Below are 15,518 nucleotides of genomic sequence, written 5' to 3'. Positions count from 1 at the left end.
CTTCAACAACTAATTTTTTAAAGTCATAATCATATTTAGCCACTATAAAAAGCCCCTTAAGTTAGATTTTCTGGTCCAACTTAAGGGGCGCACTACAGGGCATCTTCTTTTTTTATTGAAAACCAATCTTGTCTAATGGATAGTACCTAAAAAAGACGACACCATTAATCGCTTTTTCATCAACAAAACCAAAATAACGACTATCATCAGTTGCTCGGCGATTATCTCCTAAAACAAAATATTTTCCTTCTGGAATGACCTTGGTCTTTGGTGTGTCCAATGTTTCCAATTGTTCTAAAGAAAAATCTTTGGTTAGAGGAATCCCATCAGTCAATTTGTTTTTGAATTCCTCTAAATAAGGCTCATCATAGGCTTGATCGTTGATATACAGTTGGTCATTTTCGTAGCGAAGAGAGTCTCCAGGTAAACCGACAACACGCTTGATAATTCTTTTTTCATCTCTCGGGCTAGGAAAAGTGATGATGTCAAAACGTTCAGGTTTTTTTAATGAGGTTTGCCATACACGATCAGATTCGTGATAGGTAGGCTCCATTGAGGTACCTAAAACTTCAATTGGGTTAAAAACATATTTTCTTAGAAATAAAGAAATTCCGAGAATGGCCACTAATTGCAATAGGTTGTAGACTATAGATTTTGTCTTCTTTTTCATCATATCCCTCCAATAATGAATGATTAAAATTTCAAATAATTATGACATTATTATATCATTTTTACCAAGAGAGAAGTAGGAAGGAATTATGAATTTTATGTGACTGAATAAGAAAGTTTCATCCGTTTGTGAATAGTGATTCCAATATAAGCAGCAGCAACAGCCTTAATCAATCCCGGTAAAATAAAGGGGAAGAAACCACCTGTAAAGGCAGCAAGCCAAGTACTATCTGAGAAAAATTTCAACCAAATAGAGCCAAAGATCAAAGAGATGATTGCTCCGACTATATTAGCTACAATCGCCCAAAAATAAGTGAAATCTGTTTTTTCTAAAATAGTACCAACAATTAAGCTGGTAAAAATGAAACCGATAAGATAGCCCCCAGTTGGACCAAATAGTACTCCAATTCCAGCTTTCATTCCGGCGAAAACAGGTAAGCCGATAAATCCTAACAATAAATAAATCAGAATCGCTTGAGTCCCTACTCGTCTGCCTAAAATGGTTGCTGTGAAACCGACAGCTAACGTTTGCCCAGTTAAAGGAATAATCCCTAAAGGAATGGTAAATTGTGAAAAAATAGCAATAATGGCAGCAAATTCAGCCGCTAGAATCATAGATTTTAAAGATATATTCATAAGAGCTCCTTTCTTCGTTAACCTATTTAAAACTAAGGTTAACGATAGTTTAGATGAATTTAGTTACTTTGTAAAGGAAAATATTTGAATAAACAGAGAAAGAACAAGTAAGTGAACCTTTCTGAGCTAACAGTTGTTAATGGTGTAGAACTTTATAAAATACAGAACAAAAAAACTCTCCCACATTCCTGTGAGAGAGTTTTTGAAAGATTCGTAAATCTTAAAGTTTTTGGTTGTAGAATTCAACGACAAGAGCTTCGTCGATTTCTGCGTAAAGCTCATCGCGTTCTGGTAAACGAGTTAAGCTTCCTTCTAATTTCTCAGTGTCAAAGCTTACAAAAGCTGGACGTCCAAGAGTAGATTCAACAGCTTCTTTAACAGTAACGTTGTTTAAAGATTTTTCACGGACAGAGATCACTTGACCCACTTCAACGTGGTATGAAGGGATATCTACACGTTTGCCGTCTACCATGATATGACCATGGTTTACTAATTGACGAGCTTGACGACGAGTAGTAGCTAAACCTAAACGGTATACTACGTTGTCTAAACGTTGTTCTAGTAAGATCATGAAGTTAACACCATGTTTACCTTCTTTAATCTTGCTTGCTTTAATAAACAAGTTAACGAATTGACGTTCGTTCATACCGTACATATGACGTAATTTTTGTTTTTCAGTTAATTGCATACCGTATTCAGACAATTTACCACGGCTGTTTGGTCCGTGTTGTCCTGGTTTGTAAGGACGACGAGCTATTTCTTTACCAGTTCCTGATAGAGAGATACCTAGACGACGAGAGATTTTCCATGATGGTCCTGTATAACGTGACATTCAAAATTCCTCCAATAAATATAATTTTTTTGGAGTAAAATAATCTTCTGAAAAATTCGTATTCGTTCAGTTTTACCTTCAACCTTCACCTTTGCAGCCGCGGTTACGCAGTTGAACCAAGCTATATCTGGCGTTAAACTGTTGACGAGCCTACTATTTCTCTGCTGCATTATTTTACACGAAGATTAGTATACCTTGAAAATAAAGATAAAGCAAGGCATTATTAAGAAGAGAGAATGTTTTTTAGTCAACTTATAGGAAGAAAAAAGTCAAATGCTGAAAGAAAATACTAGACAAATGGACTGTAGGTCATTAAAATGGAAAAGGATGTTTTTGAAAATGCACAATGAAAATATATTGAAAAGGAGAAATGAAATGAAACCAGTATCGCCCTTATTTGAACAAATAGATAAATCGATTAGTAAAAAAATGAATTTATTCCAAAATAGTTTTGCTCGCTACGCCATTCGTGCCATCTTGGCTTGTATGTTTTTAACGTTAGGAACTGCCGTAGCCTTTGCTATTGCCATGAAAGGGGAAGGGATTGCTCATGGATTAGGAAAAATTCTTTATGCCTTTATGTTTAGCTGGTCTTTAGTAATGATTCTTTATATGAATGCTGAGCTAGGAACATCGAATATGTTGTATATGACAGTAGGAGTTTATCGTAAAAGAATCAATTTCTCTTTCGCCGCTAAAATTCTCTTCACTTGTATTTTCTTTAATTTAGTGGGTGGTGTATTATTTGGTTTCTTAGTATCACAAACCGCTCCTTTCCAGAATTTGGAAATGGATAACTACATGTTTACAGCGATTGGTGGAAAATTAACAAAGAGCACCAGCCAAATTTTGATTGAAGGAATCTTTGCAAACATTGTTGTAAACACTGCTGTATTGGTTAGCATGCGGATGAAAGATGATGCCGGAAAAATAGCAGCAATCATCTTCATTATTTTCATTTTTGCCTTTTTAGGTTTTGAGCACGTTATCGCCAACTTCCCTGCTTTCACGCTAGCTTACTTTGCTTCTCATGGTGCAATGGCTGAAATGACTGCGATGAATGTTGGTCATAACTTACTGTTTGCTTTAATTGGTAACTATATTGGTGGTGGACTAATCATGGGGTTAGGCTACGCTTGGTTAAACAATTTAGATTCAACTTACTTAGATTAATATAGAAGTAAAGATTTTTTGCTTTCATATACTTATAAGTAGAAACGTAAATTAACGAAGAAGAAGGCTGCAAAGCTTCTTTTCTTCGTTAATTTTTTTTTAGGATAAATTTTACAGAAAGGTTTCAGGTTGGATTTTAGCTTTCTTATTTGCCAATAGTTGGTTATACTAGATAAGGTCTTTTGCAGTTGGACTTTGTTTGGTTCAACTTGCTTTTTATAGATTTGGAGGTGTTGTAGATGATTGAAGTTGTTTTTCCAAGAAATCAAGAACAAGCAGTTCAAATGGCAGCTTATATGAAAAATCATTTTGATTTTGCTGGCGTACAAGCGACTGAAAGAAAGCAATTGTGCAAAGCCTTATTGAAGGAAAGTAAAAAAATGAGTTACGAAGACCTATTCGATTTGATTATTTTTTACTATGAAAAAAAAGAGCGAGAATACCATTACTTAGGCATTGATTTAGCGATACAAAATGTTAAAAAAATGACCTTGGAAGAAGTCCTGCGCTTCAAACCTTATGTTATTAAAAACGTTTGGTGGGATAGTGTGGATGCTTGGCGCAAGTTTTTTGGTTTATGGTGTGAAACTCATTTTGAAGAAATGCCTGTTGTGTTTGACGCTTTTTATGGAGAAGAAAATTTTTGGTATCGTCGAGTAGCCTTGAATCTACAATTAATGTTTAAAAATAAAACCAATACTGAATTATTGGAAAAGGCGATTTTATATGATAAAAACACTGAGGAGTTCTTTATCCAAAAAGCGATTGGTTGGTCTTTGCGGCAATATAGCAAAACGAATCCTGAATGGGTGCAGCAGTTTATTGAGGCCAACAAGTTAAGTCAGTTAGCAGTGAGAGAAGGCAGTAAGTATCTGCCAAAACAATAGAAAGCGAGCGGAAGAAACGTTCATGAAAAGAAAACTTTTTGCATTTGATATTGATGGAACGATGCTGGATTCTAACAAAAAAGCATTGGATAGTACAAGAGAAGCGTTGCAGAAACTAAGAGCACAAGGTCATTTAGTCACAATCGCTACAGGTCGTAGTCGATTTATGGCTCAGGAAGTAATTGTTGATTTAGGATTCACGAATTATGTCCTTTGTAATGGCGCGGCTGCTTTTTTAGATCATGAACAGTATTATCAAAATTTGTTAGACCAAGAAGAATTAAATCGTTTTTCAAGAGAAGTAGAAAAACATGAATTTGGTTTAGCGTATGTAGGATTAGATGAAGTGAAGAAAAACAATCAACATCGTTCTAAGGAAATAATAGAAGCGATGGATTCGATTAATTTCAGCGAGCCAGAGTATGATAAGGAGTTTCATAAGGAAAATGATGTCTATCAGGCATTAGCTTTTTATGATGAATCCTCTGAGGGATTATTTACTAACAATTTTTCGAAGTTTAGATTTGTCCGTTGGCATCCTCAAAGTGTTGATATTGTGCCAAGAAATGGTTCAAAAGCAGCTACTTTGTTGAATTTAGCAGATAGAGTTGGGATTCAACATGAAGATATTATTGCCTTTGGCGATGGAGAGAATGATCGCGAGATGCTGCGTGAAGTTGGGATTGGTGTTGCAATGGGAAATGCATTGCCGCATATTCAAAAAGAAGCAAAGCTCGTAACCGATACGAATGATAATGATGGTATTTGGAAAGCATTAAAAGAGTTAAGAGCAATTTAATAGCTAGTGAAGAAGAGATTGAGCCTATATTGAGTGCGCAGTCTTTTTTTTTATGCTATTTTCGCAAAATCACTGAAAAATAAAAAATCGATTCCTATCTTTTTCCCTTAAAATAAAAAGGAAATGCGAGGTTGGGACAGAAGTTCTTAGCTTATTTCCAAAAGGGCATCAGTTCTTAATGATTTAGCATATAGAAATTGTTGAGTTTGCAAGGCCGCTTGTTTTCCTACCGCGTATTCGGTTACAGGAGTTTCGGGAATAACTCAACCTCGCTATGTTAAAGAAAATTTTGGAGGAACGTAAAATGAAATATGCAATTATGCTAGTGAGAAATGTAGGGTCTGTTACAGTGACAATTTATGCTGTTCATGACCAAGAGGATGATGTGGAGGAATTTCCAACAAGAGGTGAAGCCATTCGATTTTTAATGGGCGAAGGATTTACACCGCTAAGTAGTTTGTCACCAACAGGAAGCCAAGAGTGGGTAAAAGCAGAAGTATTTGCATGGATGTAAATAGAATGATGTAGTAAAAAGGGACAAGGTTAAAGTGAGAGGGAATGGAACGTAATTATGGCTAGTGCATTTGTCAATATATTGTTAATATTTTTCCTAGTATTTATGGGCTATTATTTGTGTTACAAACGCTGGTTTGACTCCTATATAGGCGAAGCGTTTTCTTTGCTAGTATTGAATCTAGCCTTGCCTGTGAGTATGTTTGTAAGCATTATTGAATCTTTTACAAAAGAGGAACTGATTCAGCTGTTGCATCAAATTTGGCTACCGTTAATTTCTATCGTTGTAACTTTTGGTGTTTCGATTTTGTACAGTCGCCTATTTAAGATTTCAAGAAATCGACAAGGTGTTTTTCAAAACATGTTTACTTTTTCCAACACTATTTTTTTAGGTTTACCAATTACGCTTGCTGTTTTTGGCGAAGAGGCGATTCCCTTAGTACTGCTCTATTATTTATGCAATACCCTACTTTTTTGGACGATTGGCGTCTGGTTAATGGCCAGAGATAATCCTCTGTTTAGAGAAAATAAGGCAGAATTTAATTTGCTTGTAGCATTAAAAAAGATTTTTTCACCAGCATTAAATAGCTTCATTTTAGGGATTGTGTTCGTGTTATTTAAAGTGCCCACACCTTCGTTTTTATTAAGTTTACTGAAGTATATTGCCCCTTTAACTACGCCATTATCGATGTTTTTTATGGGGATTTTAGTCTATGAAACAGGGATTAAAAATCTTAAGCTTACAAAAGAAGTGGTACATGTGTTGATAGGTAGATACGTTATTTCACCGCTAATCGTAGTGGGTTTGTCTTTTATTTTTCCCAGCTCTCATTTAATGTTTCAAGTATGTATTTTACAAGCGGCAATGCCTGTGCCTAATACAGTGCCTATTCTAGTTGGCACGTACAGTATTGATAAGGAATACTCAGCGACATGTCTGTCCTATTCGATACTTTTTTATCTAATGTACATTCCTATTTTACTGAAATTTTTATTACAGTTATAGCTAGTGTTATGAGTAAGTATTCAAAGATAGGTTGTTTAACAGCGAAAAAGCGGGGGTCTCATACTAGTGAGTTATCCTTAAAACTGGGTGGTCCAAATGTCCTCTAAGCGTATAGCTATATTTTAATGGAAATGTAAACTTTTATTAAAAAATGAAGAGCTTTCGCTAGAATAGTTGCAGGAGCGTAAGAATTGAACTAAGATAGTTTTGGAAAAAATTGGAGGAACCACGTTGATATATGGCGTAGAAAGTAACATAAGGCGAACAACTCAGCTCATCCATTTATTGTATTACTCAAAGCAGCCAATTGCGAAAGAACAAATTTTGATGCAATTAGAGGTATCGGAGCAAACCTTAAATAAGGATATTAATGGGATTCATGAAACATTAACAGGAATTACTATTGCCAAAGAAAACAAGGTGTTGCGCTTAGAGATGGCACCTCATATTGGCATTAAACAAATTTATGCTATTTTTTTGGGACGTTCTGTCAATCTGAAATTTCTGTATCGTGTGTTACTAATGGAATTGACAGTCGTAGAGCTAGCAGAAAATTTATTTATTAGTGAATCTAAAGTACGTGAGTTAATAAAAAACTGGAATCTTATTTTTGAAAGTAAACAATTTGAAGTAGAGATAATAACCGATGCTGAAAATAGATTGCTTGTTCTAGGAAATGAAAGCAATATTCATAAAATTTTTTACCAAATCATTACTGGAGTTTATCGCCAGAAATTTGTCCAAGATGACAAGTTTCGAAAATTATATACTTATTATGAACAGTTCGTTCATCGGTACTTACCAGAAAAAGAAGGTCGGTGGATTGAAAATACTGCGATTCAGCTTTTCTTTTCTTTAACACGATTTAGTAGACACTGTTGTTTTAAAGAGGACTATGGATGCCGAGAAATGCAGATTGCAACGAATATTATGAATAAATTAGAAAATGAAGTAGCTTTTAAAAGCCTATTAATTCAGGCCTTTTCTTTTTCTGTAACAGTAGACAACCTGCTAAGTTTATTTCCTAAAGAAGCGTTATTACTAGAACTCCATCCGACAGAAGCCAATCATTCATTAATCATTTATTCAAAAAGACAGATGGATATCGAAATGTTGCATAATTTTGTGCAAAACTTTCTCTTAAAATTAAATTATCAGCCGACTAAAGAAGTGACTGCTAAAATTAGCAAAGAGCTATGGGAGGTCTTGTCTTACCAATCAACGATTCCTTTTTTGTTCTTTAATAGCTATCATAATTTTTGTATGGAATTTAATTTTAGACAAGGAAAGATCACGGATATTTTAATTAAAGAGCTTAGTAAATTTGCAGAACTACAGTATTTGCTTGAAAAGGAAGCGTTGTTTGAAGAGTTTTTCTATCGTTTTCATATTATTTTAAGTAGTTATGGCTTTAAACTAGGCACGAAGAAAAAAGTTCTGTTAATTAGTCGTTTAGATGATTTCTATATTAAAATGATGCAAAACCACTTGTTGAAACGCTACAGTAATTTGATTGATTTGGAAATATACAAAGAAAAACTATACAAGATTGATTTCCGCCAGTTTCATGAAGCAGACGTGATTATTACCGATTTAGTTGTTCCGGAAGAGCAAATCACCGATAAAATCATCTACAGTTCAGAAGCAATTACGAATCGATTTTGGCAAAATTTAGAAACAAAATTATATTTATGAAAAAAGTCAGGGGTAAAACTGAAGAACCGCTTTATCTCGGACTCGATCTCTTAATAAATGGTGGCGAAAGTCGATTTGCTAGGCAATACTACAAAAAAATGAGGATGAGACAAAACTAAAAATCAGTTTTATTTCATCCTCTAAATTCGAATAAACGCTGGTCAAAAGTCTGGGTTTTCGGAAATTTCCCGAAAATTACTCAATACATAAAGCGTATGGTGCGCTTTTCGGTCCAATTTCTCGCTCAAAAACGATTTTGTCTCAACCTCTTCTTTTTGATTAGTTCTATTCAATAACCAATACGCCATCTTTTAAGGCGAACGGGTTTTGTTCATTAATATGATCGTAAAACATAATGCCGTTTAAGTGGTCAATTTCATGTTGCACAACAATTGATTCATAATCTTTCAAGCGTTTCTTTTGTTTTTCGCCTGCTGCATCATAATAAGAAACAGTGATTTTACTATGACGAACAACGTATCCAGGAACTTCTCTGTCTACAGATAGACAGCCCTCGCCTTCACCTAAACAAACATCTTGTACCGAATGGCTTAAGATTTTTGGATTGTACATGACCGTACTTAACAAAGGTTCTGGGTTCTCTAAATCGTTGCTGGGAACGTGAACAGCAATTAACCGTTTTGAAATATTCAACTGTGGCGCAGCCAGTCCAACACCGCCACGTAAAGCTAATTCCTCTGCTTTCTCAGGGTCTTGACTGTTTTTTAAAAATGTCATCATTTCTTCGCCAAGGACAATATCTTCCTCAGAAAGCGGCAATGAAACCTCTTTTGCTACTTCTCGGAGTGTCGGGTGTCCTTCGCGGATAATGTCATCCATTGTAATCATGGATAAAATCCTCCTTTAACGATTCAAAAAATTGAGTCTCTCTCAATTTGAACAGCATCTATTTTGTTAATTCTTTTATTTCGCCTATTTAGTTTATCATAAATTAGTTAAAAATGGGGAGAAAATGACTAAAAAAGGTAAGGTTCATCAAGGTTAGTCTTGCTTTTTTTGATGCTTTCCTGTAAAGTGTACCTGTACGTAAAACGTGCCACCTATTACTTGGTTCGGCGAATCACCAACGTCATACTCAGTATTAGGAAGACTTTTATGAAAGAGGTGGAAAACATGGCAATTTCAAAAGAAAAGAAAAATGAAATCATTACAGATTATGCTCGTCATGAAGGAGATACTGGTTCTCCAGAAGTTCAAATCGCTGTATTAACTTACGAAATCAACCATTTGAATGAGCATGCTCGTGTTCACAAAAAAGATCACCATTCTTACCGTGGACTAATGAAAAAAATTGGTCATCGTCGTAACTTGTTAGCTTACTTACGTAAAACTGACATCCAACGTTACCGCGTACTAATCCAACGTTTAGGATTACGTCGTTAATCACAAAAAAGAGAAGCGAGGTTCGATACGAATCTCGCTTTTTAGCAATGAATGCTAACGTTTTAGCATGAAAAGTTTTCTTTTTAAAACCATCAAAAAAGAAGTCTTTGGAAAGGTCGCATTTATCTACTAACCAAATGAAAGAATTCAATCAAATATTGGTGTTTTTCATTTGTTTAGTAGCGGTCTTCCTTTTCCGAAGAACAAAGGAGAAAAGAACATGACAGGAAAACAAATTTTTACAACTACTTGGGGCGGACGTCCTCTACAAGTCGAGATTGGTCAATTAGCCAAACAAGCAAATGGAGCAGTCTTAGTTCGTTACGGAGAAACAGTTGTGTTAAGTGCAGCAGTTGCCTCTAAAGAAGCGAAGGATGTAGACTTCTTTCCATTAACCGTAAATTATGAAGAAAAAATGTATGCTGTTGGTAAAATCCCTGGTGGTTTTATCAAACGTGAAGGTCGTCCAAGCGAACGTGCAACTTTAACGGCTCGTTTAATTGACCGCCCAATTCGTCCAATGTTCGCGGAAGGGTTCCGTAACGAAGTCCAAATTACGAACGTTGTGATGAGTGTAGAACAAGATTGCACACCTGAAATGGCTGCAATGTTTGGTTCTTCATTAGCATTAGCGATTTCAGATATTCCTTTTGACGGACCTATTGCAGGAGTAGATGTTGGTCGCGTAAATGGCGAATACATTTTAAACCCAACGATTGAACAAGCTGAATTAACAGATATCGAATTAACTGTTGCTGGAACAAAAAAGGCAATTAACATGGTTGAAAGTGGGGCCAAAGAAGTATCAGAAGAAGATATGCTAGGGGCTCTCTTATTCGGTTTTGATGCCATTAAAGAACTAGTTGCTTTCCAAGAAGAAATTGTAGCCGCTGTCGGCAAAGAAAAAATGGAAGTTAAACTTTTACAAGTGGATGATTCACTGAAAAAAGCTATTTTTGACGGTTATTACAACAAAATGAAAGACGCTGTCATGACGGAAGAAAAATTAGCTCGTGAAGTAAATATCGATGCCATCAAAGACCAAGTAAAAGAAGCATATGCTGAAAAATTCTCTGGTCATGAAGATGAATTGCAAATTGCTAAAGAAGTGAAGCAAATCGCTGAAGATTTAGAAAAAGATGTTGTACGGGAATTAATCACCATCGATAAGATTCGTCCTGATGGTCGTAAAATTGATGAAATTCGTCCGTTGGCTTCAGAAGTTGGTATTTTACCACGCGTTCATGGCTCTGGTTTATTCACTCGCGGGCAAACACAAGCATTGTCTATTTGTACTTTAGCGCCGCTTGGAGAGCATCAAATTATTGATGGATTAGGATTAGAAGATAGTAAACGTTTCATCCATCACTACAATTTCCCACAATTTTCTGTTGGTTCAACAGGTCGTTCAGGCGCTCCTGGTCGCCGCGAAATTGGTCATGGTGCATTAGGTGAACGTGCGATGGCACAAGTGATTCCGAATGAAACGGACTTCCCTTACACTATTCGTGTGGTTTCAGAAGTATTAGAATCAAATGGTTCTTCTTCTCAAGCAAGTATTTGTGCGGGGATCTTAGCCTTAATGGATGCTGGTGTGCCTATCAAAGCGCCTGTAGCAGGTATCGCAATGGGCTTAGTTAGCGACGGGGAAAACTATACGATTTTAACCGACATTCAAGGACTAGAAGATCACCTAGGTGATATGGACTTTAAAGTAGCTGGAACAAAAGAAGGAATTACAGCCTTACAAATGGATATTAAAATCCAAGGAATTACGGAGCAAATCTTAAAAGAAGCATTGGATCAAGCGAAAAAAGCTCGTATGGAAATTCTTGCTGAATTAACATCAACTTTAGCAGCGCCACGTGCAGAATTAAGCAAGTATGCGCCGAAAATTGAAATGATTCAAATTGCGCCAGCAAAAATCAAAGATGTGATTGGTAAAGGTGGCGAAACCATCAATAGCATTATTGACGAAACAGGCGTTAAAATTGATATCGATCAAGAAGGGAATGTAAGTATTGCTTCTGCAGATGCTGACATGATTAAAAAAGCGATCAAGATTATCGAAGAATTAACCAAAGAAGTTGAAGTTGGACAAGTTTATTTAGCAAAAGTAGTTCGCATTGAAAAATTTGGTGCTTTCGTAAACTTGATTAAAGGAAAAGATGGTTTGGTTCATATTTCCCAATTGGCGAACGAACGTGTAAATAACGTAGAAGATGTTGTTAAAATGGGCGATGAAGTTCTTGTGAAAGTAACAGAAATTGATAAACAAGGCCGTGTGAACGTATCAAGAAAAGCTTTGTTAAGTGATGAAAACAAATAAAAATAACTGAGCTCTAATGAGATGTCTGTTATTTTATGATTTTAAGAAAGAAGAGTCTAGAGGTTTGTTCTACGCACTCTTCTTTTTTTATTTAATAAAAAAACGTAAAGACGCCCCTCAGCCCTTTTGTTTATAGTGGATTAATGGTAAAATTATTGCTATCAGTCTGAAATTATCCGAGGTGTCCTTGTGAAAAAATTTAATCCGAATAAAAATATAATTATCACATTAATAATGGTTATTATTGTCGTTACTGTAATCAGCTATACTGCTGCTCAACGGACAAATAGAGGGAAAACAACATTACCGCAATCGGCTGTTAACGACAGTGTTGGGTTTGTTGATAAAGTTCTTTCTTTCCCTGCGCGCACTATTGAAGGTGGCGTAAGTTCTATGAGTAACCTCTTTAATACCTACAAAGAAAATGAAAACCTAAAAGAAAAAATTGATAGCTACGGTGAATTGGCTATTCAAAATGAAAACCAGAAAAAAGAAATCGATAGCTTGAAAGCAGAACTAGGCTTAAATGAAACGCTAGCTAGTTACGAAAAAGTTCCTGCAACGGTGATTACTCGTTCACCAGACACTTGGCAGGATTTATTAATTGTCGATAAAGGGTCAAATGATGGTATTGAACCAAATATGGCTGTTTTGTCGAAAAAAGGGCTGGTTGGACGTGTAATTGAAGTAAATGCAACCTCTTCAAAAGTAGAGCTGTTAACATCTAAAAATCAAAACACCAATCATTTTCCAGCACGGATAAGCTCTGCAACAGGTGATGCATATGGATTAATTAAACTATATGATGAAAAAGAGAAATCATTAATCGTTACTCAATTGACAGGAGATATGGAGATTAAAGAAGGCGATATTGTACAAACCTCTGGACTAGGAGGGAATTCTCCAGCAAACCTTCCAATTGGTGTTGTTCAAAAAATCAAACCAGATAGCTATGGATTAGACCGTGAAGTATTTGTAAAACCTTATGCAGAAATGTATGGAATTTCTTATGTGACGATTGTAAAAAGATTGGCAGGGGACGGACAATGATTCGCAAGGAAAATGTGAGATACTATGCGCCAATCGTCTTCTTCTTACTTATGCTAATTGACGGACAAACAACAAAAATGCTAGAAACTTGGACAGATAATGTCTATTTTGCGAACGTACACTTCATGCTATTGGCTTTTTTAATGGCTGTTCCTAATCTATCAAAACGCTATTTGCTGATTACTTCTTTAGTTTTAGGAATGATTTGCGATAGCTATTATATTGGGATTATTGGTATTTATACAGTCGCATTGCCAGCAACAGTTATGCTAATGTATACTTTTTCTCAAGTGGTACATACAAATATGCTGACAGGGTTTTTTGGAATGATTATCTTTGTTACGGTTTATGAATTAGTCGCTGTAACATTGCAAGTAATTTTCCAATTGTCAGTGGTTAGCCCAGTTGTTTTTATCGCAAGTGTTTTAGGTCCAACACTGCTGTTTAACATGTTGATCTTTGTACTTTTTGCTTATTTATTCAAAAAATTATTTGCAACAGCTTAGTCTAAATATATTTTTGGATTATGAATAAACTGTTTTTAAATTATGTTCATTTCATACGGATGAGTGTGGAATGAACGTTTTTTATTGAGTGATAACCGTTATTTTTTCAATGGAATTACTTCAAAAATAGAAAAAAATCACCTGAATTCAAGTGTTTCATTTGACGAAGCCTAAGAGAGTTCGTTAAGATAGTAGTACAATCTTTTTGTGTTGAGTACTTTATAAGTCAGTAAAAAAATAGTGAAAATAGCCAAGATTGGAATGGAATATCGTTATTGTCATTTTAGCGAAGTGAAATGAAATGTTTTTGTAACATTAATTTTATATGGATGTCATAGGACTATGTTACAATTATTCCGTTGTCAATGAAAGACAAGATAAATTACTTAAACAATTTTAGTAGTCATACTTACAATATTTAGCAAATTCGGAGGAATGAAGAGTGAAGAAAACTGTATTGTCAGCATTATTGGTTTGTTCATTTGCAGTAGCAGCTATAGCCCCAACAGCAGCTGTTTTAGCAGATGATTATGATCAAAAAATTCAACAAAAAGACCAAGCGATTAGTGGAATTAAATCTAAAGAAGCTGATGTAGAAAGTCAAATTACGTCATTACAAAATGAAGTTGCTACTCTTAATGAAAAAGCTCAAACTTTGTTAAGCGAACAAGGAAAATTGAGAGAAACTTCTCAACAACTTGAAGAAGAGATTGCGCAATTATCTAAACGTATTGAAAAACGTCAAGTAGCTATTCAAAACCAAGCACGTGACGTACAAGTAAAGGGAACAAAAGCAAACTACATGGATGCTGTATTAAATGCTGAATCTATTTCTGATGCGATTACTCGTATCCAAGCAACAGCAACAATTATGAATGCGAATAACGATCTAGTAAAACAACAACAAATAGACAAAAAAGATGTTGAAACTAAAAAAGCGGATAATGAAGTGAAAATTCAAGAAATTCAAGAAAATCAAGTAGCTCTTGAACAACAAAAAGGTCAGCTTGAGAAATCAACGCTTGATTTAGAAATCTTACAAACTGGTTTAGCGGCAGAACGTGCAACAGCGGAAGGTCAAAAATCTGAGCTAGTGCAACAAAAGCAAAATGCTGAAGCAGAACGTGCACGTATTGCAGAACAAGAACGTGTAACCGCTGAAAGAGCGAAAGAAGCTACTGAGCAAGCAGCAACACAAGCTACTGAGCAAGCAGCAACACAAGCTACTGAGCAAGCAGCAACACAAGCTCCTGCACCGCAAAACCAAGGTAATGGGAATGCTAATCCGGAAGTCCCTAATAATAATGTGCCAACACCACAACCTGGACAACCAGCACCAGCACCAGCACCAACACCAGCACCAACACCGCAACCTGAAGTGCCTGAACCAACACCACAACCTGAACAGCCAGCACCGCCTTCATCAGGAAACGCTGGAGCGGTTTTAGCAGAAGCTGCTAAACATTTAGGTAAACCGTATGTATGGGGCGCTAAAGGACCAGATTCATTTGATTGTTCTGGTTTCACTAGCTATGTATTTAGAAATGCTGCTGGACGTGAAATCGGTGGATATACTGTTCCTCAAGAAAGTGCTGGAGCAAGAATTTCTGTAGCACAAGCACAACCAGGAGATTTATATTTCTGGGGTTCACCAGGCGGAACATATCACGTAGCAATCGCTACAGGTGGCGGTGGATACATCCACGCACCAGCGCCAGGTCAAAACGTATCTTACGGAAGCGTGCAATACTTTACACCAAGCTTCGCAGTTCGTATGTAATCACAACAGATAATTTTAAAGAACTAGAAGGCACTATGCCTTTTAGTTCTTTTTTTACTCAAAATAAAAATAGAGAAAAGCAGACATAGCTACTCTTCTCTATTGGTAAATCATGGCTCTATAATATCTAGTGTTGGTGACAGATGTCGCCAGCACTTTTTTGCATAAAAAAAGACAGACACCTTCAAATCCTGTAGAATAAAGTCGACGAAAACCAATCTAAAGGAGAAATGAAGATG

The 15,518-nt window shown here is 35.9% G+C and carries 15 protein-coding genes; 11 read left to right on the top strand and 4 right to left on the bottom strand.

The window, feature by feature from the left end:
* Positions 1-112: 112 nt before the first annotated feature.
* From lepB to rpsD, 3 genes are all read right to left on the bottom strand, one after another.
* The gene (gene lepB / locus BCR26_RS14435) at positions 113-670 is read right to left on the bottom strand and encodes a signal peptidase I (protein WP_069699701.1); all 558 of its coding nucleotides are present in this window, start codon (positions 668-670) and stop codon (positions 113-115) included.
* Positions 671-765: 95 nt separating this feature from the next.
* Positions 766-1,305, bottom strand: coding sequence for a biotin transporter BioY (locus BCR26_RS14430; RefSeq protein ID WP_069699700.1), 540 nt, complete (start codon positions 1,303-1,305; stop codon positions 766-768).
* Between the two features lie 220 nt (positions 1,306-1,525).
* Positions 1,526-2,137, bottom strand: coding sequence for a 30S ribosomal protein S4 (gene rpsD, locus BCR26_RS14425; RefSeq protein WP_069699699.1), 612 nt, complete (start codon positions 2,135-2,137; stop codon positions 1,526-1,528).
* A 375-nt stretch (positions 2,138-2,512) separates the two neighbouring features.
* Between rpsD and BCR26_RS14420 the strand changes: the two genes are divergently transcribed.
* From BCR26_RS14420 to BCR26_RS14395, 6 genes are all read left to right on the top strand, one after another.
* Complete coding sequence (locus BCR26_RS14420; RefSeq protein ID WP_069699698.1) at positions 2,513-3,310, top strand: formate/nitrite transporter family protein; 798 nt, start codon at positions 2,513-2,515, stop codon at positions 3,308-3,310.
* Positions 3,311-3,549: 239 nt separating this feature from the next.
* A complete protein-coding gene (locus BCR26_RS14415; protein WP_069699697.1) occupies positions 3,550-4,197 on the top strand; it encodes a DNA alkylation repair protein in 648 nt (215 codons plus the stop codon).
* A 22-nt stretch (positions 4,198-4,219) separates the two neighbouring features.
* Positions 4,220-4,996, top strand: a complete 777-nt coding sequence (locus tag BCR26_RS14410) for a Cof-type HAD-IIB family hydrolase (protein WP_069699696.1) — start codon at positions 4,220-4,222, stop codon at positions 4,994-4,996.
* 304 nt (positions 4,997-5,300) lie between these two features.
* Entirely contained in the window at positions 5,301-5,510 is a 210-nt protein-coding gene (locus tag BCR26_RS14405) for a hypothetical protein (protein ID WP_069699695.1), read from the top strand.
* A gap of 57 nt (positions 5,511-5,567) precedes the next feature.
* Complete coding sequence (locus BCR26_RS14400; RefSeq protein WP_069699694.1) at positions 5,568-6,515, top strand: AEC family transporter; 948 nt, start codon at positions 5,568-5,570, stop codon at positions 6,513-6,515.
* Positions 6,516-6,722: 207 nt separating this feature from the next.
* The gene (locus tag BCR26_RS14395; RefSeq protein WP_211272312.1) at positions 6,723-8,210 is read left to right on the top strand and encodes a helix-turn-helix domain-containing protein; all 1,488 of its coding nucleotides are present in this window, start codon (positions 6,723-6,725) and stop codon (positions 8,208-8,210) included.
* 285 nt (positions 8,211-8,495) lie between these two features.
* Here BCR26_RS14395 and def read toward each other — a convergent pair whose 3' ends face one another.
* Positions 8,496-9,059, bottom strand: a complete 564-nt coding sequence (gene def, locus BCR26_RS14390; protein WP_069699692.1) for a peptide deformylase — start codon at positions 9,057-9,059, stop codon at positions 8,496-8,498.
* A 285-nt stretch (positions 9,060-9,344) separates the two neighbouring features.
* Here def and rpsO point away from each other — a divergent pair, with 285 nt between their 5' ends.
* The 5 genes from rpsO to BCR26_RS14365 all read left to right on the top strand — a co-directional run bounded on the left by rpsO (position 9,345) and on the right by BCR26_RS14365 (position 15,279).
* Positions 9,345-9,614, top strand: a complete 270-nt coding sequence (gene rpsO, locus BCR26_RS14385; protein WP_069699702.1) for a 30S ribosomal protein S15 — start codon at positions 9,345-9,347, stop codon at positions 9,612-9,614.
* Positions 9,615-9,834: 220 nt separating this feature from the next.
* On the top strand, positions 9,835-11,943 hold the full coding sequence (gene pnp / locus BCR26_RS14380; RefSeq protein WP_069699691.1) for a polyribonucleotide nucleotidyltransferase: 2,109 nt from the start codon (positions 9,835-9,837) through the stop codon (positions 11,941-11,943).
* A 189-nt stretch (positions 11,944-12,132) separates the two neighbouring features.
* A complete protein-coding gene (gene mreC / locus BCR26_RS14375; RefSeq protein WP_069699690.1) occupies positions 12,133-12,993 on the top strand; it encodes a rod shape-determining protein MreC in 861 nt (286 codons plus the stop codon).
* Positions 12,990-13,499 (top strand): rod shape-determining protein MreD, encoded by a 510-nt coding sequence (gene mreD / locus BCR26_RS14370; protein ID WP_069699689.1) that lies wholly within the window; start codon positions 12,990-12,992, stop codon positions 13,497-13,499. The genes mreC and mreD overlap by 4 nt, the downstream gene beginning before the upstream one ends.
* Before the next feature lie 442 nt (positions 13,500-13,941).
* Complete coding sequence (locus tag BCR26_RS14365) at positions 13,942-15,279, top strand: C40 family peptidase (protein ID WP_069699688.1); 1,338 nt, start codon at positions 13,942-13,944, stop codon at positions 15,277-15,279.
* Positions 15,280-15,518 lie beyond the last annotated feature (239 nt).

Origin of the sequence: Enterococcus rivorum (assembly GCF_001742285.1) — a bacterium.
GTDB classification, from domain to species: Bacteria; Bacillota; Bacilli; order Lactobacillales; family Enterococcaceae; genus Enterococcus_L; species Enterococcus_L rivorum.
This window is presented reverse-complemented; position numbering and strand designations above follow the sequence as displayed.

What these genes read in the sequence shown, in the direction of transcription:
- lepB (WP_069699701.1), bottom strand. Translation starts at nt 670, where the DNA reads ATGAAAAAGAAGACAAAATCTATAGTCTACAACCTATTGCAATTAGTG.
- BCR26_RS14430 (WP_069699700.1), bottom strand. Translation starts at nt 1,305, where the DNA reads ATGAATATATCTTTAAAATCTATGATTCTAGCGGCTGAATTTGCTGCC.
- rpsD (WP_069699699.1), bottom strand. Translation starts at nt 2,137, where the DNA reads ATGTCACGTTATACAGGACCATCATGGAAAATCTCTCGTCGTCTAGGT.
- BCR26_RS14420 (WP_069699698.1), top strand. Translation starts at nt 2,513, where the DNA reads ATGAAACCAGTATCGCCCTTATTTGAACAAATAGATAAATCGATTAGT.
- BCR26_RS14415 (WP_069699697.1), top strand. Translation starts at nt 3,550, where the DNA reads ATGATTGAAGTTGTTTTTCCAAGAAATCAAGAACAAGCAGTTCAAATG.
- BCR26_RS14410 (WP_069699696.1), top strand. Translation starts at nt 4,220, where the DNA reads ATGAAAAGAAAACTTTTTGCATTTGATATTGATGGAACGATGCTGGAT.
- BCR26_RS14405 (WP_069699695.1), top strand. Translation starts at nt 5,301, where the DNA reads ATGAAATATGCAATTATGCTAGTGAGAAATGTAGGGTCTGTTACAGTG.
- BCR26_RS14400 (WP_069699694.1), top strand. Translation starts at nt 5,568, where the DNA reads ATGGCTAGTGCATTTGTCAATATATTGTTAATATTTTTCCTAGTATTT.
- def (WP_069699692.1), bottom strand. Translation starts at nt 9,059, where the DNA reads ATGATTACAATGGATGACATTATCCGCGAAGGACACCCGACACTCCGA.
- rpsO (WP_069699702.1), top strand. Translation starts at nt 9,345, where the DNA reads ATGGCAATTTCAAAAGAAAAGAAAAATGAAATCATTACAGATTATGCT.
- pnp (WP_069699691.1), top strand. Translation starts at nt 9,835, where the DNA reads ATGACAGGAAAACAAATTTTTACAACTACTTGGGGCGGACGTCCTCTA.
- mreD (WP_069699689.1), top strand. Translation starts at nt 12,990, where the DNA reads ATGATTCGCAAGGAAAATGTGAGATACTATGCGCCAATCGTCTTCTTC.